15 protein-coding genes are annotated in these 22,406 nt (G+C 63.6%); 5 read left to right on the forward strand and 10 right to left on the reverse strand.

Going from position 1 to position 22,406, the window contains the following annotated elements; translation table 11 throughout:
- Nucleotides 1-81: 81 nt before the first annotated feature.
- From HYG95_RS17390 to HYG95_RS17430, 9 genes are all read right to left on the reverse strand, one after another.
- Entirely contained in the window at nucleotides 82-345 is a 264-nt protein-coding gene (locus HYG95_RS17390) for a hypothetical protein (protein ID WP_181699014.1), read from the reverse strand.
- Nucleotides 346-539: 194 nt separating this feature from the next.
- Nucleotides 540-2,126, reverse strand: coding sequence for a hypothetical protein (locus tag HYG95_RS17395; RefSeq protein ID WP_181699016.1), 1,587 nt, complete (start codon nucleotides 2,124-2,126; stop codon nucleotides 540-542).
- A gap of 370 nt (nucleotides 2,127-2,496) precedes the next feature.
- On the reverse strand, nucleotides 2,497-3,072 hold the full coding sequence (locus HYG95_RS17400) for a single-stranded DNA-binding protein (protein WP_181699019.1): 576 nt from the start codon (nucleotides 3,070-3,072) through the stop codon (nucleotides 2,497-2,499).
- 157 nt (nucleotides 3,073-3,229) lie between these two features.
- Nucleotides 3,230-4,330: a DUF4192 domain-containing protein gene (locus HYG95_RS17405; protein ID WP_181699020.1), complete on the reverse strand. Its 1,101-nt coding sequence runs from the start codon at nucleotides 4,328-4,330 to the stop codon at nucleotides 3,230-3,232.
- An 87-nt stretch (nucleotides 4,331-4,417) separates the two neighbouring features.
- Nucleotides 4,418-6,205, reverse strand: a complete 1,788-nt coding sequence (locus HYG95_RS17410) for a ParB/RepB/Spo0J family partition protein (protein ID WP_181699023.1) — start codon at nucleotides 6,203-6,205, stop codon at nucleotides 4,418-4,420.
- Nucleotides 6,206-6,304: 99 nt separating this feature from the next.
- On the reverse strand, nucleotides 6,305-6,520 hold the full coding sequence (locus HYG95_RS17415) for a hypothetical protein (RefSeq protein ID WP_181699025.1): 216 nt from the start codon (nucleotides 6,518-6,520) through the stop codon (nucleotides 6,305-6,307).
- 97 nt (nucleotides 6,521-6,617) lie between these two features.
- A complete protein-coding gene (locus tag HYG95_RS17420; RefSeq protein WP_181699027.1) occupies nucleotides 6,618-7,856 on the reverse strand; it encodes a hypothetical protein in 1,239 nt (412 codons plus the stop codon).
- Nucleotides 7,857-8,046: 190 nt separating this feature from the next.
- Complete coding sequence (locus tag HYG95_RS17425) at nucleotides 8,047-8,289, reverse strand: hypothetical protein (protein ID WP_181699029.1); 243 nt, start codon at nucleotides 8,287-8,289, stop codon at nucleotides 8,047-8,049.
- On the reverse strand, nucleotides 8,286-8,903 hold the full coding sequence (locus tag HYG95_RS17430) for a hypothetical protein (protein ID WP_181699032.1): 618 nt from the start codon (nucleotides 8,901-8,903) through the stop codon (nucleotides 8,286-8,288). Before HYG95_RS17430 ends, HYG95_RS17425 begins: the two co-directional genes overlap by 4 nt.
- Nucleotides 8,904-9,555: 652 nt before the next feature.
- Here HYG95_RS17430 and HYG95_RS17435 point away from each other — a divergent pair.
- The 4 genes from HYG95_RS17435 (at nucleotide 9,556) to HYG95_RS17450 (ending at nucleotide 20,923) form a co-directional block, all read left to right on the forward strand.
- Nucleotides 9,556-12,735: a helicase-related protein gene (locus HYG95_RS17435; RefSeq protein ID WP_370465832.1), complete on the forward strand. Its 3,180-nt coding sequence runs from the start codon at nucleotides 9,556-9,558 to the stop codon at nucleotides 12,733-12,735.
- Nucleotides 12,732-15,452 carry a DUF1156 domain-containing protein gene (locus HYG95_RS17440; protein ID WP_181699037.1) on the forward strand — a complete coding sequence of 907 codons (2,721 nt, stop codon included), beginning with the start codon at nucleotides 12,732-12,734 and terminating at the stop codon, nucleotides 15,450-15,452. The genes HYG95_RS17435 and HYG95_RS17440 overlap by 4 nt, the downstream gene beginning before the upstream one ends.
- A 47-nt stretch (nucleotides 15,453-15,499) precedes the next feature.
- On the forward strand, nucleotides 15,500-18,493 hold the full coding sequence (locus HYG95_RS17445) for a DUF499 domain-containing protein (protein ID WP_181699039.1): 2,994 nt from the start codon (nucleotides 15,500-15,502) through the stop codon (nucleotides 18,491-18,493).
- Nucleotides 18,494-20,017: 1,524 nt separating this feature from the next.
- Nucleotides 20,018-20,923: a hypothetical protein gene (locus tag HYG95_RS17450; RefSeq protein ID WP_181699041.1), complete on the forward strand. Its 906-nt coding sequence runs from the start codon at nucleotides 20,018-20,020 to the stop codon at nucleotides 20,921-20,923.
- A gap of 194 nt (nucleotides 20,924-21,117) precedes the next feature.
- Here HYG95_RS17450 and HYG95_RS17455 read toward each other — a convergent pair whose 3' ends face one another.
- A complete protein-coding gene (locus HYG95_RS17455) occupies nucleotides 21,118-21,300 on the reverse strand; it encodes a hypothetical protein (RefSeq protein ID WP_181699043.1) in 183 nt (60 codons plus the stop codon).
- A gap of 673 nt (nucleotides 21,301-21,973) precedes the next feature.
- Here HYG95_RS17455 and HYG95_RS17460 point away from each other — a divergent pair.
- Nucleotides 21,974-22,231 (forward strand): hypothetical protein, encoded by a 258-nt coding sequence (locus HYG95_RS17460; protein WP_181699045.1) that lies wholly within the window; start codon nucleotides 21,974-21,976, stop codon nucleotides 22,229-22,231.
- The last annotated feature ends 175 nt before the right edge of the window (nucleotides 22,232-22,406 follow it).

The raw sequence follows: 22,406 nt of genomic DNA on the forward strand, positions 1-22,406 counted from the left end.
ACACCGGGGGACGCGCCAGCCGCCGTCGGGGCGGGGGCCGGCCCAAAGCCGGGCACGGCCCGGTCGTCATAACGCGTTCGATCAGTCGGCTGGGAGCGCATCCCATGACCAGGGTGTGCAGGCGTAGCGGGGGTGGTCGACGGTGACGATGTCGCCGACCGACAGGGATCGGTGGCAGTGTTGGTACCAGCGGCGGGTGTGCTCGACGTCGGCGGGGTGGGGGTGGTCGTTGAGTGCCGCGAGGACCCGGTCGAGGACCGCGAAGTCGTCGACATCGCCGCGACGGTCGAGCAGGAACCGATCGGCCAACAGGTAGGGGTCACCAGGTCGGTGACCGTGGAGCATCGAGCGAGGATCGGCCGCCAGATGGACGGTGATCATCACCTGCGTGAGGCGGCGCCGGCGTTGACGGAGGAACCGGCGGCGAGCGCGGGTGTGACGGGCGCGGTGAAACACAGGGCCTCCTCGGGGTGAAGCGCAGTGGCTGGGGCACCGCGGATCTGGCGGTGCCCCAGCCGACTACGTGCTGTGGGAGTGGGTCAGGCGGCGACGAGTTGACGCTCGCGTGGTGTGGGGATGTGTAGGCCGAGGTGGACCCGGCACTGTGTGCAGAACCCGTCGTCGTGGACGGGGGTGTAGCGGGTGCAGCCCTCGCACCGGCCGGGCCGCTGTCCGGGCGGCACCACCGGCCCGCGGCGGCGCGTGGACATCGTGGGCATCGGTACGGATTCAGCATCGGCGTCGACCGGTGCCGGGGTGCCGGGCAGGTCGGGGTGGGCAGCAAGGAACCCGTCGATCGCGGTGATCAACCATTCGGGTGCGCGACGGCGGACCTCGGTGATGAGTCCGTAGGCGGCGTCGCGGTAGTGCTCGACGAAATACGTGCAGTAGGTGGCGGCGAGGTCGGCGAGGGTGAGCCCGGTGGGCAACGCGGGCAGCCCGGCGCGGTTCTCGCACCGGCAGTAGTCACACAGTCCGTCGTCGCTGCGCAACGCCCCGTCGCGGAGGTGGACGGGTCGTTGGTCGGTGGTGGGGCGTTCGATGAAGCAGGACACGCACCGCCATCCGGCGACTGGGGTCATCGCGGTGGCGAAGTCGTCGAGCCCGTTGCCCTGGAACACGAACCCCTCTCGTCGGTCGGCGCGCGAGCGCAGCCCGGTCCGTTCAGCGGCCCAGGCGTGGGAGTGTTCGGGGGACTTGGTCGATTCACCGGCCAGGGCGCGGTCGTGGTCGCGTTGGTCGGCGACATGCACGCAGTACTGGTGATCCCACATCGCCTCAGCAAGGTCAGCGGGCAGCGGCGCCCGTTCACCGGGTCGGCGCGGTGTCCACCCCCGGGGCGCCCCGGTGGTGAGGGTGACTCCGCGCGCGATCAGCTCGGCCCATCGTTGGCGCAGGCGGGCTTGGTCGACGACTTCGGTATCGACGAACAAGCTTTCGCGCACATACGCGGTGACCTCGACAGGTTCCGGCTCGGCGGGGCGCCGCTTGCCCCGTGCGAGGACACGGGCACGGATCTGCTCGGGGTCCAGGCGGGCGGCATCGATGCGGCGGGAGGCGGGCATGGTCAGCCGTGGCAGCGGGTTGCGCCAGGTGCGGATCGATTGGCGGGGCATCTCGGCGGCGGCGAGCTGGACCTGGAAGGCCGCGAACTCTTCGGCCACGCTGGTGCCGTTCGTTCTGGCTCGGGTCTCGATGAGCTGGGCAAGGGCGTGGTTGTCGTGGGAGTGCAGGCCGGGGTCGGTGTCGGGCACCAACCGCACCAACCGTTTCCGCTCCAATTCGTCACCGGCGGCCCAGCGGGCCCGCAGACGCAGCAGCGCCGACTCACGCGGGTAGAGGGTGAAGCACTCGACCATGAAATCCAGGACGTCCCAGTCGGCATCGGTCGCCAAGTCCAGCGCCGGACGGAACATCGCGATCGCGGCTTTGCGATCGATGGTGAAAGCGAGCTCGATCGCCGAGATCGCATCCAGGAACGACCGCGTATCCGGCTCGCCGGATGGCGGCTCGGCGCCGACGATATCGGCGGCAGACAGAGTGAGATCGTGCCGGTCGAACCCGGGCTCGACACTGTATGTGGTGAGGGTGGTCGTGGGGGAGACGGTGGGTGCGTGAACGGACACAGCTGTTCTCCTGACTGTGGATGGCGAGAAGGGGTCGGCACCTGGGCGCGCTGGAACTGCCACGCTTTTCGCGAAATAGGGGTGCCGGGCTGGGGTGGGCCCAGCCGAGGGCTGTTCACCAGGACAGCGGGCGACACGACGGCGGGAACGCGCCATCTGCGTGCGGGGGCGAATTCCCCGCGCGCACAACCCGACCGCCGGCTGGGGCTGGGTCGGGCGCGGGGGATTCGTTTCCGCCGGGCGCGGGCCCGACGGCGTGGCGCACGATGGCCTGGTAGCCCTCGAGCGGCTGGGCCCACCTCAGCACGGTGCCCCGACCCACCGCCTGACCTCTCACCCGATCAGGCGGACCACAAGCAACCGATCCTGGTCAGAAGCCGGGATCGTCTCCGGATGAGACAGCAGCTGCACCCGCGAATACCGATGTCGCCCACGGTTCGTCGGCTTCGTCCTTGTCCAGGTGTGCCGGTGATTGGCTCGGTGTGCCCCACGGATCGTCGCGCCCATTTCCGTCGGTAGCGGCGGCCTGGCTGGCGCGAGTGGGTGAATGACCGAATTCGGCGCCAGTGTTGTTGTGGCGGACGGTGGTTCGAACGAGCGTTGCGCGGGCGAACCGCAGGCTGGGGCCGATTTCGTCGACATCGAGTTCGATGACGGTGCGTTGTTCGCCGTCGCGGGTAGTGAAGCTGCGCTGTTTGAGCTTGCCCACGACGATGACGCGTGCACCTTTCGGCAGCGTCTCGGCCGCGTTCTCGGCGGGTTCGCGCCACAGGCTGCAGCGCAGGAACAACGCTTCCTTGTCGCGCCATTCGCCGGTTCGGGAGTCGCGGTAACGCGGTGTGGAGGCAACAGTGAAGTTCGCGACCGGAACACCGGCCGGGGTGTGGGTCAACTCGATGTCGGAGCAGATGTTCCCGATGAGGTGTAAGGGCGTATCACCAACCATGACAAAGCCTTTCAGAGAGGTATACGAGCCGTGAGGACGGATGTGGGCATGGCGCACTCAGGCCGTTTGCCGGTATGAGCGCATCGAGGGGGTGTGGGGACGGTCCTGGCCACCGGCAGGAGACGGCTGTGTCGTCGTCGCTCAGGGGAGGAGCGAGTCAGTCGGCAGGGTTGATGGTGATGCCGAGGTCCGCGGCGACCTCGCGGCCGGCTTCGGCGATTCGGCGGACCTGGTCCGGTCGAACACCGTCTCGTAGTGCGACGTCGAGTAAGACGGCCATCGTGTGGTGGGGATCTGCGCGCAGGGCCTCGGTGACGGCGATCCCGGCAACTACGGTGTTTGCGTTGCTGTAGGCGCTGTAGGCGAAGAGGGTGGAGGCCTCAGCGCGGTCGGAGCCGCTGGTCACGGTTGCGACCGTCTGCCACACTGCCTGTGCGGCAAGGTGATCTTCGGTGTCGGCGAGCGCGAACATGACGTCGCGAATAGTTCTGTCGCGCAGGGCAACGACGATGGTGGCGAGGTCGTGGGCGGTGACCGGTGTGTGTTCTGCGGTTCGGATCCGCGCGACCAGTGTTCTGGCGGTTTCGTGCCGGACGGTATTGCCGTTGTCCGTTGCGGTGGAGAGGTTGTGGCGGTAGCGCAGTGCTGCGGGCCCGATGTGGGGGCGGACTCGCGCGGCGAGGTCCGGGTTTGGGGCGAGCAGGTCGACGAGTTCGTGGCGGGAGTTGCGGATCTGGTTGCCTTCGAGCACGTGTGCGAGGGCAACAGTGGAGGTGCGTGGGTCGTCGATGGTGCCCTCGCGACCGGTTAGCAGGTCCTGGTACCGGGCTCCGGTGGTGATCGTGGGCACCAACCAGGCTGCGACCGTGTCGGTGTCGGCTTGTGCAAGGTTGCGCAGGAGCGCGTGGGCGGTGGTCAGTGCCGTGGGGCGGTTGTCGACGACGATGACCATTATCGAGGTCATGTCTTCTCGGCGGCGAACTGAGTTGATCGAAGTTGTCAGGTGCCGTGCCCCGATAGGGTCGGTGACGGAGCCGATGTCGGTCCGTATCAGGGCTCGGATCGTTCGGCGGGCGCCCGACGCGCGGTCGGTGCTGAGCATGGCGATGACGATCGATTGGGTGGGAACGAACCCGAGCATCGCGGGCACGGCGGCGATCAGCGCGCCGACATCGTCGACATGCAGAAGCGCCCGGTGCGTCGGATCGTCGGCTGGTTCATCGGCTGTCGCGGGATCGGTTTCGTCACTGGCTTCCACAGCAGCACGTACCTTTCAGATTCGGGAGGCAGACCGCACCGCACCGAGGCCCGAAGGGAGACGGGTCTCGGCGCGGATCGCCGGGGGTCAGGCGGCGGCTGTCTCGGGCTCGCGGGCCGGGGTGTCGATGTCGATGTCGATGTGCTCGTAGTCGAGTTCTGCGATGGCGGCGAGTTCGACGGGGACGAGTTCGTGGCCGATGTGTCGGAGGAACCGTAGGTAGCGGTTGACGCCGGCGTCGCTGTAGCGCCAGCAGTCCTTGCCGGTGCGCTTCTCGATCGCGCCGAGAACGAGTCCGAGGACGATGACGTGACAGCGTGCGGGCTTGGCGGCCTCCACCAGTTGCTGCAGGTCGTGGCGGCGACTACCGGAACCGGCGAGGAGCTCGGCGGCGGTCTGTGCGGCGTTGTATTCACCGAGCAGGTTCGGTTCGGCGATCAACGCGTCGGCGACGAACTTCGCCGACTCCGGTGGCGGAGTCTTGCGGGCGAGGAGGTCGGTGACGAACTGTCGGCGCACATCCATCGCGGCCAGGCCCTGCTTGTTGAGCTCACGGACCCGCCGCATCGCCAACCGTTCCTGCTCGCGTCGCGCGGTGGTCTCAGCTTCGGCACGAGTACGCCGCTGGGCCGACTCCTGTTCGGCCACAACGTCATCGACGGATGATTCATCGCTGTCCGGGTTGTCGATGTGTGCAGGCTGCGGTTCGGGCAGATTGCTACGCAGCTGCAGACCCTGAGTATCAAGCAGGTGGGCGGGCAGGAAGTAGTCTGCCTGCCACTGCTCGCGCTGAAAAACGTCGCGGGCATGACGCAAACCTTGCGCGGGCTCGCGGTCGGGTTCTCGCTCGGTCTCCCAGTCCACGGTGGTGGGGTCGACGATGTTCCCGGAGTCGCGGTCGACGGTCGTTAGGGTGTTGGATCGTTCGATCCACACCAGCCACCCGCCCTCGGCTGAGAGGTTCCCGGAATCGAGGGCGTTGCCGTCGGCATCAGCTAGGTCGTCGACGTGAACCAGCTCCGGCCCTGGTGCGTGGTCGCCGGGATATTCGAGCAGCACACCGAAACCTGCCTCGGCCCACGGCAAGGCGGCGGCGAAGTAGGCGCGGCGTTCGGCACGGTCGTTGGCGACAAGGCGCGCTTCGTAGGAGAAGTGGGTCCGGTGCGCGGCGAGGAGTTGGCGAACAGCGTCGGTGTCGCCGATGGTTTCGTACTCGGCCAGGATCGCGGCCTGTTCCAGATCGAGCTGCCCGTCGTCGACAGCTGTGCGAGCGGTAAGGGAGGCGCCGATCTTGCCTGCCTGTTTGATGTCGTCGCGTGTGGACTGCAACGCTTTGCCGACGCGGGTGACCGAGGCCCCGAGGTCGAGGACGAGCGCGATACCCGCGGCACGGTCACCGTCGGTGAGCGCGACTCGGCGGTCGTTGACGGTGATCTGCTCGAGAACCCGGGAGATCTCGGCTTCCTTGCCGTCCACGGCGGGGTCGGGGGCGATCAACCACACCGGGACCTGATCGAGTCCGACGGCGATCGCGGTCAACGTGCGCAGCTGCCCGTCACGCACCATCGCACCCGGTGAGTCGGGGTGACCGTAGGCGATGATCGGTGTCAGCACTCCGTGTTCGGCGATCGAGTCGACCAGCTCGGGGTGGTCCTCGAGACGAAACGTTTCACGCACGTTGTTGTCGATGATGAGACTGTTCGGATTCCGTGTCACGGCAACGGCATTCGCCAGAACACCAGTGGTTCCCGCGGCGCCGTTCTGCTCGACGCTCGCGTTCTCGGCCACCGTGTGGTCGATGGGGTCATGGCTCGGAGCAGCGTGGTCGTCGCCAGTTGCGGCGTCGGCGCTGTGGTCGTCGGTGTCGGCAGTCATCGAAATGGTTCTCCTGTCGCGAAATCAGGCAGGCACCCGACGATTCGTGCCGCCGGGTGCCTGCCTGGAAAAAAGGGAGTGGGGGAATCGAGCGGGTGGTCAGCTTTGGACGTTGGTGCGGTTGGTGAGGTTGACCGGGTGGAGGCGGCGAGCGCCGAGGTCATCGGGTTCGGTGTAAGCCCAGTGCTTGCCTTTCCAGCCCGGGTCGGCCTCCCGCCATCGCTCGACGGTGGCCGGAGCCAGAGCGGTCGCCACGCCGGCGACCCCGAGGTGCGCTGCCAGTTCGAATTCCGGGCGAGTCATCGTGTCGGCCATCGGAAACCTCCTGAGTTGGGCTCCGGGCCGCGGCAATCCGCGCGGACGTCCGGAGCAGGTTGGGGGGAAGTGTCGTTGATGCTGGGGGACTGGTCGGTCAGACGAGGGTCATGGCCTGTAGGGCGAGGTCGTCGAGGGCGTCGGCGCGGTCGGCATCGGGAATGGTCTGGGAGTAGCTGGTGACTGCGTTCGCGATCCCGGCGGCGGTGAGCTGACCGGCGGCGATGAAATGCGACAACACCCCGGCACGTTCGTCCTCGCTGAACCCCAACTTCTTCCCCAGTACCTCGATGGTCGTGTCCGGCCGGTTCACCGGCGTGCCGGCATGGCGCTCGAGCTCTCCGACTCGCGCGGCCAAGAATTCCGGTGACAACCATTCGGCGACCTTGTCGCGGGTTTCGGCGGTGATCACCGCGAGCCGTTTGCGGTAGGTGTCCTGCGACCAGGCGCCCACGGTGCCGACATCGAGTTTGTCGCCGAGATGACGCTTGGTGAACGCGAACAACGGCACCGTGAGCCCGTTACCGCACACCTGCACGACCAGCTCCGGCTTCAACGTCACCGCATGGTGACCGATTTCGGAATTGGAGAACCGAAGCCCGGCGAACACCACCGGCTCACTCCCCGCCCGGAAACCCTGACCATGGCGGGCGGCGACACCGCGCCACCGATCCAGATCCCCCGCGACACGTCGGCGCTCGGCCTCGATCTCCACATTGGCGAACGGATTACGGTAGTTGCGCAGAAACGTCGGCGCCATCGCCGACACCGACGGTGAATACACCTTGCAGTGCATCGAAGATTCCGTCAGATCACACGATCGCACCTCGACATCGGCATCGGCGGCCGTGATGCCGTCGAGCACCGCGGTGAGCACATCGAGGTTGTCGATGATCCCGTACCGGTCCGACAGAAACGCCCGCAACACCCCAGGCTCGCCCGGCCCACCGGAGGTGAACAACCGCAACAGAAACGACCGATCCTCGCACTGGTCGGGCAGACGCGGGTCCTCAGGACCGTGGAGCAAACCATTGACGTTGCCGTCGTAGAGGTCGGTGCGTTCCTGCTCACGTAACCACCGCAGGTACCCGACCGGGATCTTCAGCTTTGTGCCCAGCTGCGAATCCGCTGCGGCTGTCGGCCGATAGGCGCCGTCGACGAGGGTCACACCACGCTCGTCGACGACCGGACCGACGTCCGACAACTCGATGAAACCGTCGCGGGCACGCAGCGCTGAGGCCGGCGCGACCACATCGACCTTGGCGGCCTGCTGATGACTCAACAACCTCACCAAGTCACTCAACTCGGCATGACGAACAGAAGAAACGAACGACATCACTGACTCCTTCGGATCGGGGGAATGGTGGGGACACCGCCGGTAACCGCGCGAATGGATCTGCGCGCTATGGCTATGGGGTGTCATGCGGAATACGCGCGGGCGCGGGCGTGCGGCGAGTCGCGCAATCGACCTCGGGCAGCAGACCGCGGCCCTCGACGGTCGTCGCAGATTGCGGTTCAGGCGCTGGTCAATCGCCGGGCGTCGTGGTCAGCCACTGAGCGAGCGTGCGCAACTGCTGGAAGATGTGGTTGGGCTGCTCGCCCTCGCCGGCCTCGTACTCGGTGTTCCACAGATGACTGACCACGATCTGCGCGGCACTCTCGACATCGTCATCAGCGGCGACAGGAGCCTCCGAACGAGGTTGGTGTTCAGTGGTTTCCGGGTGCTGCTGGGTAGGTGGTCCGGTGCCGGCGGGGTCAACGACGTTCATCGGTGAGACCAGCCCCCACCGCGTGGCTTCAGGTGACGCCGATTCGCCCGTTGCCAAGCCGCAGCGTTCGGATCCCCGGCATATCGAGCACCATCGGGATAGACAGTGACGGCCAGCTGATGCGCGCGGACCAGAGCCTTGCTCGCGCTGTTGAGACCATCGCGATCCAGGATATGGAAGGTAACCGGGCTGATCGACAACGCAACGTAGCTGATCGAACGCCGCATCCCCTCGTGATACATCCGTTCCACCGAGGCCGCGCCGGACGGTGTATGGGTCCATGTAATCGCAGCGAGGACCGCGACCTCCGAAATCGGAGCCTCCACCACTGGCATCGGTACCCGCTGGTCCACCCCGACCATCGCCTGACGAGCCAATCCGAACAGGCCGACCATGCGCTGGACCTGTTCAGCCGAGGTGAACGTCATCACCACCCGCCCCCACCGCACAACGATCCTCGCATCACCGCTATGCGCCCCGACGACGTCGACGAAGATCTGTTGCTCCCCGGCCAACATCGCCGTGACGGCTGTGACCAACCCTGCTCGACGATCCAGTGGCGGTTTGCGGACTTGGTCGACCAATTGACGTGCAGAAACCTGAGAAGTTGCCATAGGGAAGTCCAATCTGACTGTTACAGAAGGGTTAGATCGCAAGCGCGAGGACACGGGAGGTGGGACATGTCGAAGCGGTTCGGGCAGAGAATGTGTCCGCAAGGAGCAAGCCCGCGCGGCATAATGAGAGGTGGGAGACTGGCGGGGCATGGAGGTTGCAACGCCTAGCAGAAGAAGCGGCGCGCGGCGAAGGCGCCAAGGACTCAGTTCGTGCCCCACGTCGAACGTGCCGGGATCGGCGCCGCCGCGCCGATCAGAGGATCCGTGACCGCCACGTCAGCGCGGCGGTGATGGAGTCGCCTTGGTGTGTCGGCTGCGGCGACAGTATGTGAGAGATGCCGGGACTCCCGGATTGCCGAGCTACAGCAGTAGATTCAGCGCACTCGCGCCGCCGCCCCCATTTTGGGTGATTTTGTTGCGGCATGCCCAACGATGACGTTGGATCATTCTGTGCGGCAGGGGATCTCGACAGACGCGATCTTGCCCCACTAAGCGTCCGATCGACTGTTGTTCGTCTCATGTGACAGTGGTGCTGGCGGTATCTTCAGATGGAAGTGGTTGTTGTTAGAGCTATTTGGTGTGGTCGAGCATCTACTGAGGTACCACCAGGCTAGGCGAGGTTTCTGTGTTCGAACGCGGTCAACGTGTCCGGGTGAGCGTTGCAGGTGTTCCTGACTTCGCGACTGTCCGGCGCGCAGTACCCGACGATGAAACCGGCGGCCTCGATCTGTTCCTGGCTGACGATGATGGAGTCCGACATGAGGTGAATCTTGTTGCGGGCGACACTCACTCGGTCCGTGTCCTCACAAGCGACGGCCAAGCTGATTCCGCTCGTGTACTGGCTGGCATGTGGACGCGTTGGATGCACGCAGCGGCGACCAACGCAGAAACCAGTGCGATGGCTTCGACTCCGCTCAAGCCGTACGCGCACCAGACGACGGCGGTCTACGGTGCGATGCTTCCGCAGCCGCAGCTGCGGTTTCTGCTGGCAGATGAGCCTGGCACCGGCAAGACGATCATGGCTGGTCTCTATATCCGGGAGATGCTGCGGTTGGGACTTGTCCACCGGGCGATCATTGTGTGCCCTGCGAACTTGGCCACCAAGTGGGTTGACGACTTCGGCCGCTTGCTCGGCGGTGGTCTCAAGCACCTCACAGCTGAAACAATCCGTCAGGAGGCGTTGAAAACTGGAGACCTGTGGGTTGTGAGCCTGGAGCTCGCTGCGGTCAACCCTGCGGTTCAGGAAGCAATTCGCCCCGACAAGGCCGGCTGGGACCTCGTGGTGTTCGATGAGGCGCATCGGTTGACCCCTACCGCAGCTGGTTTCCATCAAGTCGGTCGCCTGCTGGCGAAGAACACTCCGCGCGCGTTGTTGATGACAGCGACCCCACACCGGGGTAAAGAGTGGCTGTTCCGGCATTTACTGCATTTGGTCGACCCGGACATCTATCCGGACCCTGGCCCTGACCAGAGCGCACACCTCGATGCGTTGAAGCCCGGGCCGATCCACTTCCTGCGCCGCATGAAGGAAGACTTGGTCGACTACGACGGCAAAACCCGGCTGTTCAAGGGCCGCAGCGCCGCCAACCACAGTGTTCCGCTTTCGAAGGCCGAATACGGCTTCTACATCGAAGCGATCGATATGGTCGGCAACTACTTTCCGCGCACCGCGCAACCTCTGGCCCGGATGGTATACGGCAAGCGTGCCGCGTCGAACCTGTACTCGCTGGCCGAAACGTTGCGCCGCCGATACCGGCATATGGGTGAGCTGAGCGAGGCCGAGGCAGCGTTCAACGCTGATCGTAATGATGTCGGTGATGAAGCCGAGGTCGACGAGGCGAAAGTGGTCAACGCGCCATCCACGGCATCGCGGGCGGAACGATCAGCGATCAAGTCGTTCCTTGAACGGCTCGACGCCACGATCGAGGCGGAAAGCTGGCAACCGTCGAAATGGCTCCGGTTGGTCGATGGCTGCCTCACGGTTCACGGGATCAACGCCGGTACTAGGCAGCAGGCCGTCATCTTCACCGAGTTCGCTGACACGGCGTATTGGATCGCCAACCGTCTTCGCCAGGACGGCTACACCGCGAAAATGTACTCGGGCCGCCAGTCCAAGCACGAGCGTGACGAGGTCCGCCGTGAGTTCATGCGCGGAGAGTTCCAGGTCATCGTCACCACCGACGCCGGCAACGAAGGGATCGACCTACAGGCTGCGCATGTCCTGGTCAACTATGACATCCCCTGGTCGCTGGTTCGGCTTGAGCAGCGCATGGGCCGCATTCACCGGGTCGGTCAGACCCGGGATGTGTTCTTGTACAACTTGGTCGCGACCGACACCCGCGAGGGTGAGACATTGATGCGGTTGCTCGACAACTTCGTCACCGCGGCGAACGAGCTTCGGGGTCAGATGTTCGACAGCCTGTCTGCAGTCGCGGAGATCACCGGTGTCGACTACGAAAAGTGGCTGACCGCCCTGTACGGCAACGACGAGGTAAAGAAGCACGCCGCGGTGGAGGCTGCGCAGGCGATCCAGACGCAAGAACTGGTCCGCAAGGCCCGCGAGGTTCGCGATACTGAACGCAAACTGGCTAGCCAGGTAGACGCAGTCGCCGCACTGACGCTGCTGCAGCGCGACCTGTTCGCCCGTATCAACCCGGCGATAGTCGAAGCCTATTTGGACCGGTTGGACGCGGCGGGGTTGATCACAGTGGCCCGTACGACCGCTGGTGAGGGATTCCGGCAGATCACCATCGCTGCAGGCACTTTGCCAGCCAGTCTCGGTGGATCCACGAGTGCTCTGCTAGCCACCAGCGGTGAAGCCTTACGGGCCGCCGCCAGCCATATCGACGTAGCCGACACGATCACGCTCGGCCCAGGCGAACCCGGATTCACTGACTTGATCAGCCTCGCTGACACCGAGATGGCCGAGGCGATGTTCCAGTCTGGTGCGGCGCAGGATCCCAGCAGCCTGACTTCCTACGACCTATACGCGTTCGAAGCCGTGATGACCGAGAGCGGCGGGCAATCCCGAAGTATTTGGGCCACTCTTATCAAGGTCGATGACGCTGGAAACGCGCGCGCAGTCCGGTGGGAAGCTCTGGCAAACCTCATACCTACTTCATTGCCCGGCACGGCGGAACATCCTGCCCGTCTGGACCACGCCAACCAGGCTGCTCACCTAGTCGCCGAGGAATCGGTTCTTGCGCGACAGAAGGTCCGGGCCGACTGGTTCGCCCAGGCTCGTAAAGACCTGCAGAACCTCCCGATCACGCTCACCGAAGGCATCCTCGATCGGAATGACCGAGTGGCCATGCGCAAGCACCTGAAGGCACAAACCGACTTACGCCTCGATGACCTCAAACGGCTAACCCATGTCCAGCTTTCGGATCCAAGACTTGTCGGACGGATTCGCGTTCACGCGGCAGCTGACCCCAGCACACAATCCGAGATCGACTCGGAGCTCGTATCGATGAAGCTTGTCGCGAAGTTCCTCACCGGCGACGGCTGGCACGTCGATGATGTCCACACCGAGAACCGTGGCTACGACCTCGATGCCCGCCGCAACAGCCAGATCCGGCACATCGAGGTCAAGGGAGTCGCCGGTAGCGCTGCTTCTGACGGAGTCCGTATGACTGGCAACGAGGTACTCATCGCCACCCAGCACCGTAAGCAGTATTGGCTCTATGTCGTCGACAACTGTGCGGACGGCACCGGCCGGCTGTTCGGTGCCTACGAAGACCCCGCCACCCTGTTCGCCACAGACATGATCGGAGACGCAATCTTCCGTGTCCCCGGCAGCAGCCTAAAGAAAGCGCATGGCAGTCAGCTATGACACGCATGATCGAACGATGGTTCCCCAGCGCAGAAGTGTCGGCGAACAGTAGCAAAGGCTGGGGGTCGGGCAACTCGGAGATCTCGCTGTTTATGTGGTTTGCCAAGAGGCCTACAGCGCAGGCAAAGGCTGCAGTGGCGTGTTCGCTGCTTCCCTGGCCAGATGATTTGGCAGAGCAGGTTCGCCTTCAGGAGATCGTCCGCACAGCAATGACTGGCCGGTATGGAGCGTGGACGGAGCTGGCTGCGGAGATCGTCAAGGCGAACCCTCAGGGGGCCGTCACTCTCGACCCGTTCAGCGGTCGTGGGATGATTCCTCTGGAGTCGGCCCGGCTCGAGATCGAGGCCCACGCAATCGATTACAGTCCGGTGGCTGTGCTGGCGAGTTCGTTGCTGACCAGCGCGCCGTTCATTGATTGGACGAAAGAACCGGATCTTCCATTCGGGGACGGCGGTCGGCGATTACTGACCGCTCCCAGCGATCGGCTCCTTCAAGACTTGGAGAGCCTGTTTGCTGAGGTTGGCCTGCGGCACACGCGGGCTATGGCAGAGGTCTATCCGATGTCAGGTGGCAGCTATCCGTGGGGGTACCTGTGGGCGGCGACCATTGAGTGTCAGGAGTGTGCGAACAGGTTCCCGCTGATCGGTTCATACACGCTGATCCTTGCCAGGGGCAAGAACGGGGCGGTGTCGTTCTATATCGATGCCGACCGTCAGTCCGGGAAGTGGAGAGCCGTAGTGCATCACGGCTCCCCGCAAAAAGACCCTACGCTCGCCAATGCGGTTGTCGGCGGCCGAAAAATCCCAGGTAAAAGCGCGATATGCCCGTTTTGCGCGCATGTGCATTCGCTCGATGTCCACCGTCGCCTTCTTCAGAACGGCCGAGGCGAGGACGCATTGATCCTTGCCGCGGACATCGACGGGCGAAGCAGGAAGACGTTTCGGGAGCCGACCGCCGATGAGCGGTCCGCAGTCAGCAAGGCTTCCGTGTTGCTGGCAGCGGAAGCGTCTTTCGGGCCGTTCATGTCCGCAGTGCCGGACGAACGGATCGCGCCCGGCAACAACAACATCATCGGTCCGAGCATCTATGGTGCTCGAACATACGGCGACTTCATGGTCGACCGTCAAACCCTGTCCTACGTCAGGCTCGCGAAAGTGATCGGCACAGTGGCCGATGAATTACGTGCTGGCGGCATGTCCGAACATTACGTGCGAGTGCTCGCCGGGTATGCGACCGCAGTGGTTGCGAAGAAGCTGCGCCGGTCGACTCGAGGCGCGAGGTTCCAGAGCACGGGTGGGGCGCGCGTCGGCGACCTGTTCGTGAACGAGGGTTCCATCACGTTCTCCCACGACTTCTTCGAAGCTGGTTTGGGTGACGGCCCCGGAACGTGGAAGTCCATCTCGAGCAATGTAATTGCGACGTGCCGGAATCTTTTCACCGACATTCGTGGCACAGCCACCTATGTCCAACGCGGCTCAGCCACAATGCTGCCGTTCCCGGCTGACAAGTTCTCCGCCGTCGTCACTGACCCCCCGTACGACCAGATGATCGCTTACGCCGACGCGTCGGACCTGTTCTATGTCTGGATCAAACGGTGTCTGCATAACACCTGGCCTGAGTTGGCGATGACCGCCGACCCGTACGGCGCTCAGGACAAAGCGCAGGAAATCATCGTCAAACGAGTGCGTGGTGAGGCACCACAAGAGCACCGCACCCGTGAACATTACGACCGGTCGATCACTCTGGCGTTCAGCGAGATGCAGCGAGTCGTCCAACCAGATGGCGTGGTCACTATTGTTTTCGGGCACGGCGAACCCGAGGTATGGCAGCGTTTACTCACTTCGATCGAGCAAGCTCAACTGGTCATGACCGCTTCTTGGCCGGCCAACACCGAGTCCGGAGGGCAGCAGGGCAAAGCTAACATCGAGACCACATTGACGATGGCCTGCCGGCCGGCGCCTTCGGGCCGCACACCAGGCCGTAAGGGCGCGGTGGAGTCCGCTATCAGGGCAGAGGTGCGCCGCCGCTACCCCGATTGGGAGCGTTGGGGTCTCGCACCAGCGGACATGCTGATGGCAGCTGCCGGACCGGCGATGGAAGTTGTCGGTCGATACAGTCAGGTTCTCGACGCGACAGGCGAGCCTGTCGACATCTACACCTTTTTGCCACTAGCCCGCTCAGCTGTGCAGGCCGCGATGGCCGTCGAAGTGGATCATCATCCGCTCGAAGTATTCGATGCCCGTACGAGGTTCGCACTCTGGTGGGTGCGGCTGTACGGTCGGCAAACCCAGGCAAAATCGGAGCTTCGCTGGCAGGCTCTCGCGTCATCCCTGGAGATCGACAACGTCCGCGATCTGGTTCCAGACTCCGACGGTGGTGTGCGATTCGTGACCGCGGCGGCCTTCGCCGCACGCGTCACCGATGAGTCAGCGGTCATCGACGTTGCGTTGGCGCTTGCTGCGGCCTCGGAGGAAGGTATTTCGAGCATGGGGGAAGTACTGGCTCGCTCCGGGGTCAGCGCCGAGGACGCCTACTTGTGGGCCGCGGTGAAATTTCTCGCCGACCGGCTCCCTGCCAGTGATTCTGATGCTGTCGCGTTCACACGGGTGCTGCGGACTCGCGATGGTATCGCCAACGCCGCGGACGCAGTGGTCTTCGAGGTCGAGTCGAAGGCACGTAAGCAGAAGATTGACGACGACCAGTTGAGGTTGCTTTGACCGGCACGAAACGTACACCAGCACAGCGGGTATCGAGGGGGACGAAGATGGCAACGAGTGTGACGCCATGGTGGAAGGCGCTGCAGATCCGCAAGGAGATCCTCGGCGCGTCAGGGCAAATCGACGACGTGCAGATGTCGTTGTTCCAGGCTGTCTATGGCCGTGGGGTCGCAAGCGCCCCATACGCGGATGCCACGTACTACGGGTCGATTACCCACCCCACCGGACGACTCATCGATCTACTCGCTGAGATCGCTATCCGGATCGGCAGCGGTGGGGACTACGTGAAGGCGCGCGCTGTTACCCGACTCGACCAGGGGATGGGCGGCGGTAAATCCCACGCCTGCATCGGTGCTTTCCACTTGGCGGCGAACCCGACCGCGCTGATGCAGACCGAACTCGGTCAGTCTGTGGCGGCGGAGAGCGCCGCCAGGATCGGCAGGCCGCTCCCGAGCGACCTCGGCAACCCACTTGTGGTGGTCCTACCATGCGACAACATGACGCCGTTCGCGCCGGTCAAAGAACTGGACGGTCCAGCCATCACCCTCTACGAGAGGTTCCTGTGGCGGCTGTTCAGTGCGGACTACACGCTCTTCGAGAGATACCAGCCGTATTGGAGCGATAAGAACAAGATTTCCGAGGCGATCCGTGCGGTCAATCGTCCGGTTCTGGTGATCGTCGACGAGATCCTTGACTACATCGGGCACGGGCTCGATGGGGCCAAAAATCCTGAGCTTGGTGCACAGGATGTCGCGTTCCTACGAGCGCTGCTCGACGTGATTAACGACGTACCCAACGTCGCGATGCTCGTGGTGATGATCGCTTCGGACAAGGACAGCATCGCCCTGTCGGCGGCCGCGCAAGCCCGCCGTGCCGATCTGAACGGACTCCTTGACCGAAACGGATCACCGACGACCGTGACAGAAGTCGAGGACTTCGCCGACATCCTGCGAAGGCGTCTGTTTGAGGCGGAACCAGCCAAGGAAGTTCTGGCCGCCACTGCGGCGCTTTATGAGAGTGCGCTCTCGGACAAGGTATGGTCCAAGAGTGTATGGGATGCCACATCAGCGGACTGGCGCCGCGATTGGGCCAGCCAAGTCGCTAATTGCTACCCGTTTCATCCGATGCTCATAAGCATCGCCAAGAACGAGTGGAGCGCGGTCACAGGCTTTCAGAGGGTCCGTTCGACTATCCGGATCTTCGCCGCGACCGTCTATGCGCAGCAGCAGCGCGGTCTGGCAGGTGAGTGGGTACCTGCATTGATCGGACCTGGAGACCTTCCGCTATCGGACAACTCGGTGCGTGAAGCGCTGCTCGGTTCAGGTCTGGTCGAGGATGAGAAAACGATCGCGAATTATCGGAGTATCGCTGAGAACGAGGTGGTCAACTCATCTCGCAACGGCGGCGTCGCACGCAAGCATGACATCGAGCGTGATCCGCATATGTGGGCCCAACGGAACCCTTACGCGTCCGAACGGGCCGCTACGTTCATCTTCCTCGCCAGCATCATCGGCACCTTGCGTCCTGGACGCGGCCGTGGGGCCAGCGCACCGGAGGTCAAGGCCGCTACCAGTATCCCTGATGCGCTCTACACCGTCACTGACGCCGACCAGGTGGTGGAGGAACTGGTTAACGCCGTAGGCGGGATGAACGCTGTCGAGGTGATTCCCGGGCAGGGGAACAACAAGCCGGCCCGATACTTCCTGTCGACCAGGTTGACGCACCGGATGCTTGTCAGCAACATCAAGCGGACAATCACCGAAGCCGAACGGGACGATATCATCGCGAAAGTCGCCGACCGCCTTTCCAGCTCCGGGCCGTTCCGCGACATGAAGTTCGTGGCCGCGGACAGATCGCGCTCCGCTGCGGATGTCCTGACTACCGCGGGCCTCGACACCGCTCACGTGAACCGTTTGGTGGTGTTGGATCCAGCACAGTTCAGTCTCCGCAACGGTATGGAGCGGGCGACGATGGAGGCGCTGACCGCGGCAATGGGCCTGGACCGTGGTACCTCCCAAATCCCGGTTCAGTGGGCGAGCAGTGCGGTCTATGCCGTGGTCAACACCCAGCGCCGTGCTCTCGCACGCGGACATGCAGTGGAATACCTGGCCCGCCAGAAGGCACTGGCGGCGCCAGAGGTTCAGGGAGATGCCGAGCTCAAAGCAACTGGTACCAAGGAGTTGGCTAATGCGAAGGAACAACTGGAGAAGGCGGTCCGGCGCGCCTACCAGCATGCGGTGTTCCTGGCCCAGCCCGACTCGGATCGCACGATCGAGGACATTACCTTCGACTCCGACAACCTGACCTCGCTCAACGGCACGATGGTTTGGAAGGCACTGGCAGAGCGGGACAAAGCTTTCGAGGATGGTCAGTTTTCAGCGAAAGCCCTGGTGCATAACCTCCGCGACCAGGACTATGGGCGGAGCCTGTCGGAGATCCGCAGTGCGTTCTACAACGCCCCGCGACTGCCGCTGCTATTCAACGGAGACAGCGATCTTCAGCACGCAATCTTCAACGCGGTATGTGATGGGCTGATCCGAATCGTCGACGGCAGCGGCACTACTGTCGCGGTGCCCGGTGCCGGGCAGGTTAACCTCGCCAGCACCACACTACGGCTGGTCAGACCAGTTGCGACCTGCAGCGTGTGCGGTGTAGCCGAGGACAGTCATCATTGCGCGCCGACATCCGAATCGGTGGAGGATAGTGTCTCGCCAGCCTCTGGGCAATCGCCGAAGCCGAACACCGTCAAGACCACGCCACTAGCCGCTGGCGCGCGCATCACGGACCCCGGTCTGCTCGATCGAGAACCTGAGGCCAGGGAGCAGCAATTGAAGTTCTCCTTCACTAGAAACCTCCTGAACCAGGATGAAGCCGCCGACAAGTTCGTCGCGCTGTTTCGTAGCCTGTACATCGCATGCGATGAGCGACAAGCCAGTTATCTCAGTGGAACAGTGCATCTAGTCGTCAGTGGGACCGCTGCCGCGTCAATCGAGGCAGCGGCAAGCGAACTTGGGCTTAACGTCACGATTCAAGACGTGTGACGATGGGGCAGTTGCCGGTGCCCAGAGGTGGTCGAGAGGCGGCGGGACAGTCCTGAGGTGATGGAATCTCCACGCACGATCGGGGACCAAGCGCGTCCGTTATCCGCAGACGTTCACCCTTTGGCGCTCAGTCCCACGTGGCAGCTGGTCTTGTGGTAGTGAGGGACTACTGACTGGTTATCGCTGTAGCGCGCCGCCCGAACGGGCAATGCTGCTGGGGCTATGGGACCACAGGGCGGTCGCGTCCTTGCGGCATGGGTGGAGTTCGGATGGCCCGGGCGAAGGCCAACTCGCGGACCAGGCCACCTCCAGACACCCGCGGCACACAAACGACACGGATTCAATGAGAATCGTTGGGTACCGACCAAGCGTGACGAGTGCCACTGTGTTGATGAAAGTGCAGGTAGAGGGCTGTTTTGGGAAGAGATGGGAAGCGTTGGGAAGGGCCTGTCCCATCACGGCAGGTTTCTGGTTCGAGTCCAGATGGGGGAGCACGAAAAAGCCCTCTACCAGCGCAAGCAGGTGGAGGGCTTTTTGTTTGTCCGGGAGAATCCGCGCAGATCGACTACTTTCCGACTACAACGATGGACTTATGCGACGATCCCGGGTGGAGACCTACCGGGCGCGGGAACTGAGCAAGCCAAGTCCTCGATCGTGGACTACAGCCTGAGGCGTGTCCGGCCCGCAGGGAGCGAGTTGTTCGAAACGCTTCTTGTCGCTGATCTGCTCACCAAAGATCAGGATCTCCGACCAGCTAAATACCGTCCGCGGGGCGATGCAGCGAGTGGCAATGGTCCTCAGCGACAAAAGCACGACAGGACGCCCCAGCGAGGTCGGCGGCGTAAGCGAGCAATTGGACGAACTCAGAGGAGCGGCTAATCCCGCGCTTGGCGAGATCTATGAGTACGCCACCCAGCGCCTTCCCCAATAAGGCTGGGGCATGCCACCCCGGCGCTCGGTACGCAGTGAGTACGCAGCGCTTCCCAAGGGTGCCCATTTCGGCCAACGATGCAGCGCGAAGTTCCCAGATCAGACCCACGGAGCCGATTCCACCCAACCAGCACAAACGCCAGGAACAGTCTTCATCATCGACACGTTGGATGGTGCGTCGCTGCGGGTGTCGGGGCCGAAGCCGTCTGGAGTGAGCGCTACCCCCACATGTCGAGGATGGCAGGCCTTCCCGGTCGCGACCGGTGAACCAGCAGCGGTCCTAACAGTCACGCCGGTTCGAGGTGGCTGGGTCCGGCAGTTTCCGCAGTCGTGGAGGTCGAGGCGGGGAGCCAGCCCACCTCATGCGCAACCCGAGCCCGGCCCAGGCCGATCCTGGTTGCGACTAGTGGGAAATTGCGGGACTGCACCGGGACCACACGCTACGAACGATGTGAACAGGTTAGACGTGTCGGAGGCCAAGCGGGTCCGCGGCATTGACGCGATTTTTTCCAAGGTGTGTCGCATAGGTGTGATAGCAATGCGGCCATCAGTTGAGGATCCAGGATCATCCTCACCTACCAGCCAGGAGAGCATATGAGTGCGCCGCCGACCGCGAACCAGCGCAGAGTCGCTGAGAAGCTGATACTAGGGTCGGTTATCGACCGGATCGACGCTCGGTTCGAGCGAGCCGCTGAACTTCATCGCTGGGGTACGAACCCTCACAAGCCGGAGGCAGGCTCGGTAATGGCTGCCGACGAGGCCGGGTTTCTCACGGCATTCTCCAGCAACCCGGTCATGTGGATGGCCTCCTACCCGATCTCGATGGCGACTGAGAGCATGGGTGCAGCCGGCTACATGTTCAGCCAACGGCATGAGACTGGAAAGACTCGACTGGGTCCGGTGCTTGCAGAGTGTCGTGCAGCACTTGAAGCCGCCTCGAGGGCTGTGTGGTTGCTGAGCCCGGTGGACCGCCAGGAACGACGCGACCGCATCACGCGAGCCATGCGTGAGGATGCGCGTCAAGAAGCATATTTCCTCGAGAACTTGGTCGCCGTCGATCCAGGTGATCGCCAAGCAGCAACTCGACAGGCAAAGCAGGCAACGCACCTCGCTGGCCTCCGAGCTGAAGCTGCGGTACTTCCCAAGATGATCGGCTTTCTCGGCGCGACCACCGAGGCAGGGGAGTGGTTGGTCGCGAACCCACCGCCTCACGCACGCGACCTCGTGCGCGGCAATCTCCATGATCTTGCAACGATGCTGTACTCGCTGACATCGGGGTTCACCCACGGACTCCCGTGGACAGTCGACTACGGCCGCGACGGTGGTGTGTTCTCGATGGTCTCCGACGCTATCGCGTGCGCAGTGCTCGTAACTGAGAGTGCGATCGCGCTCTATGAATCCCAAGCGCAGCAGGCTGGCCGGGAGCGCCTTGACACCGATCACTTCCCTGAGCGACTCCGACCTTCGATCGATGCGTGGAGCAAGCTCTACACAGTGTGAGCCCGCCTCCAGGCCGTCCACAGGCCGTCGGATGTCAGAAGGCGGCCAGAACGGGCGAGAACTGTTGAGATGCATTTCGCCAGCTCAGTAGAGGTTTTTGCTGAGTTGGTCGAGGTTGGTCGGAACAGGCTGAGAGATCACCCAGATCTACGAGGGCAAACAGGAATCCGCCGTATGCAGTCAGTTTCTGACTGTCAGTTGCGGTCGATGCCGTCAGGCCGCCTGAGCATATGGTCCATCAGCAGCCTCGATCGTTCTTCCAGCCGCTTGGCCTCCTCCGGGTCTGACTCAGGCTGGTTGACGGCCACGATCACGACGACCTTGCCGTCCTCACGCTTCTCTGGGTCCGACTGGTAGGTGATGATCTTGACGCCCATTGCTCGACCTGCACGTCATCCAGCCGATCGCGCCTCCGCTATCCCAGCCACATCTGCGGGATCGAAATGCTTGACCCATTGCCGATCGATTTCCAGGGAACGCATGATTCTCAACGTCAACTCATCAGTCGGCCCGCCCATGGAGCCGGATCCTACGCTTTCGCCGTCTGGGACGGCAATGGGCAATCATACCAAAGTGCCGCAGCGACAGGCCTTTTCCTCGGATCCCCGCGGGACCGGAACGACCACACGATACGAACGATGCCGAACGACCCCCATGTCGACGCCGTTAGTGCGCGAGCCAGCCACTGGCCCCGGTTCGGGGCGGGGCGCCACTCGCGGGGTAAGGTCGCTCGGCCTCCGACCCGTGTACTACTTTCCGACTACAAACGCCCGGTGATTCGGGCATACGACGTCAGACGGCGACGTAGTTGTAGTCACGGAACGTGCTGGTAGCAGCAGGTTTCGAGGAACAATGGCGGACAGCGACAGACGGCCGAGAGAACCGGCAGGTTTCTGGTTTCGAGTCCAGAGGGGGAGCAGTAAAGCCCTCTACCGCAGTGGTAGGGGGCTTTTGTTGTGTCGACAAGAAGAGTGACCCTCGGGTCAGGGCGTGGAATTTCGGGGCGGAACGGGAATGTCATGAGGCGGCGCCAGAGTCGAGGACTTCGGGGTGTTGCAGGGCGCATCTGATGTCCTCGGCGGAATCGTCGGTTTCTGGGATTTGAAAGTGGCCGACGAGGAGTATGCGGGTTCCGATGGCTCGGAGGTGGAGGGGGACGGTTCGGGTGGGGATGTCGCGGGCGATGCCGGACTCGCCGGTGACGCCCTCCAGCACGACCTTGGTGAAGCCACCGTTCAGGTGCATGGCTACCCGGGCGGGTTGGCGAAAAGGTCGTCCGTCCTTCATGAGTCGGCCTTCCGCGCTTGAGTTCTATCGCTGCCCGTGAGTTCGGTCATTGCTTGGTGAAGGCGATGTGCATCCAGGGGTGCCAGGTGGTGCCGTCTTCGGAGCGTTCCCACAGGGCGGTCATCGAGGTGCCGTCGGGGGCGACGGTGAGGGTGGAGCGGACGGCGGTGGTTTCGGTGTTTGTGGGGGCGGCGGG

Source organism: Nocardia sp. GTS18 (assembly GCF_013839555.1).
Classification (GTDB): Bacteria; Actinomycetota; Actinomycetes; order Mycobacteriales; family Mycobacteriaceae; genus Nocardia; species Nocardia rosealba.

Bases quoted from the DNA above. Each gene is read 5' to 3' on its own strand.
- HYG95_RS17440 (WP_181699037.1), top strand. From the start codon at position 12,732: ATGACACGCATGATCGAACGATGGTTCCCCAGCGCAGAAGTGTCGGCG.
- HYG95_RS17450 (WP_181699041.1), top strand. From the start codon at position 20,018: ATGAGTGCGCCGCCGACCGCGAACCAGCGCAGAGTCGCTGAGAAGCTG.
- HYG95_RS17415 (WP_181699025.1), bottom strand. From the start codon at position 6,520: ATGGCCGACACGATGACTCGCCCGGAATTCGAACTGGCAGCGCACCTC.
- HYG95_RS17410 (WP_181699023.1), bottom strand. From the start codon at position 6,205: ATGACTGCCGACACCGACGACCACAGCGCCGACGCCGCAACTGGCGAC.
- HYG95_RS17425 (WP_181699029.1), bottom strand. From the start codon at position 8,289: ATGAACGTCGTTGACCCCGCCGGCACCGGACCACCTACCCAGCAGCAC.
- HYG95_RS17390 (WP_181699014.1), bottom strand. From the start codon at position 345: ATGCTCCACGGTCACCGACCTGGTGACCCCTACCTGTTGGCCGATCGG.
- HYG95_RS17455 (WP_181699043.1), bottom strand. From the start codon at position 21,300: ATGGGCGTCAAGATCATCACCTACCAGTCGGACCCAGAGAAGCGTGAG.
- HYG95_RS17445 (WP_181699039.1), top strand. From the start codon at position 15,500: ATGGCAACGAGTGTGACGCCATGGTGGAAGGCGCTGCAGATCCGCAAG.
- HYG95_RS17400 (WP_181699019.1), bottom strand. From the start codon at position 3,072: ATGGTTGGTGATACGCCCTTACACCTCATCGGGAACATCTGCTCCGAC.
- HYG95_RS17430 (WP_181699032.1), bottom strand. From the start codon at position 8,903: ATGGCAACTTCTCAGGTTTCTGCACGTCAATTGGTCGACCAAGTCCGC.
- HYG95_RS17420 (WP_181699027.1), bottom strand. From the start codon at position 7,856: ATGTCGTTCGTTTCTTCTGTTCGTCATGCCGAGTTGAGTGACTTGGTG.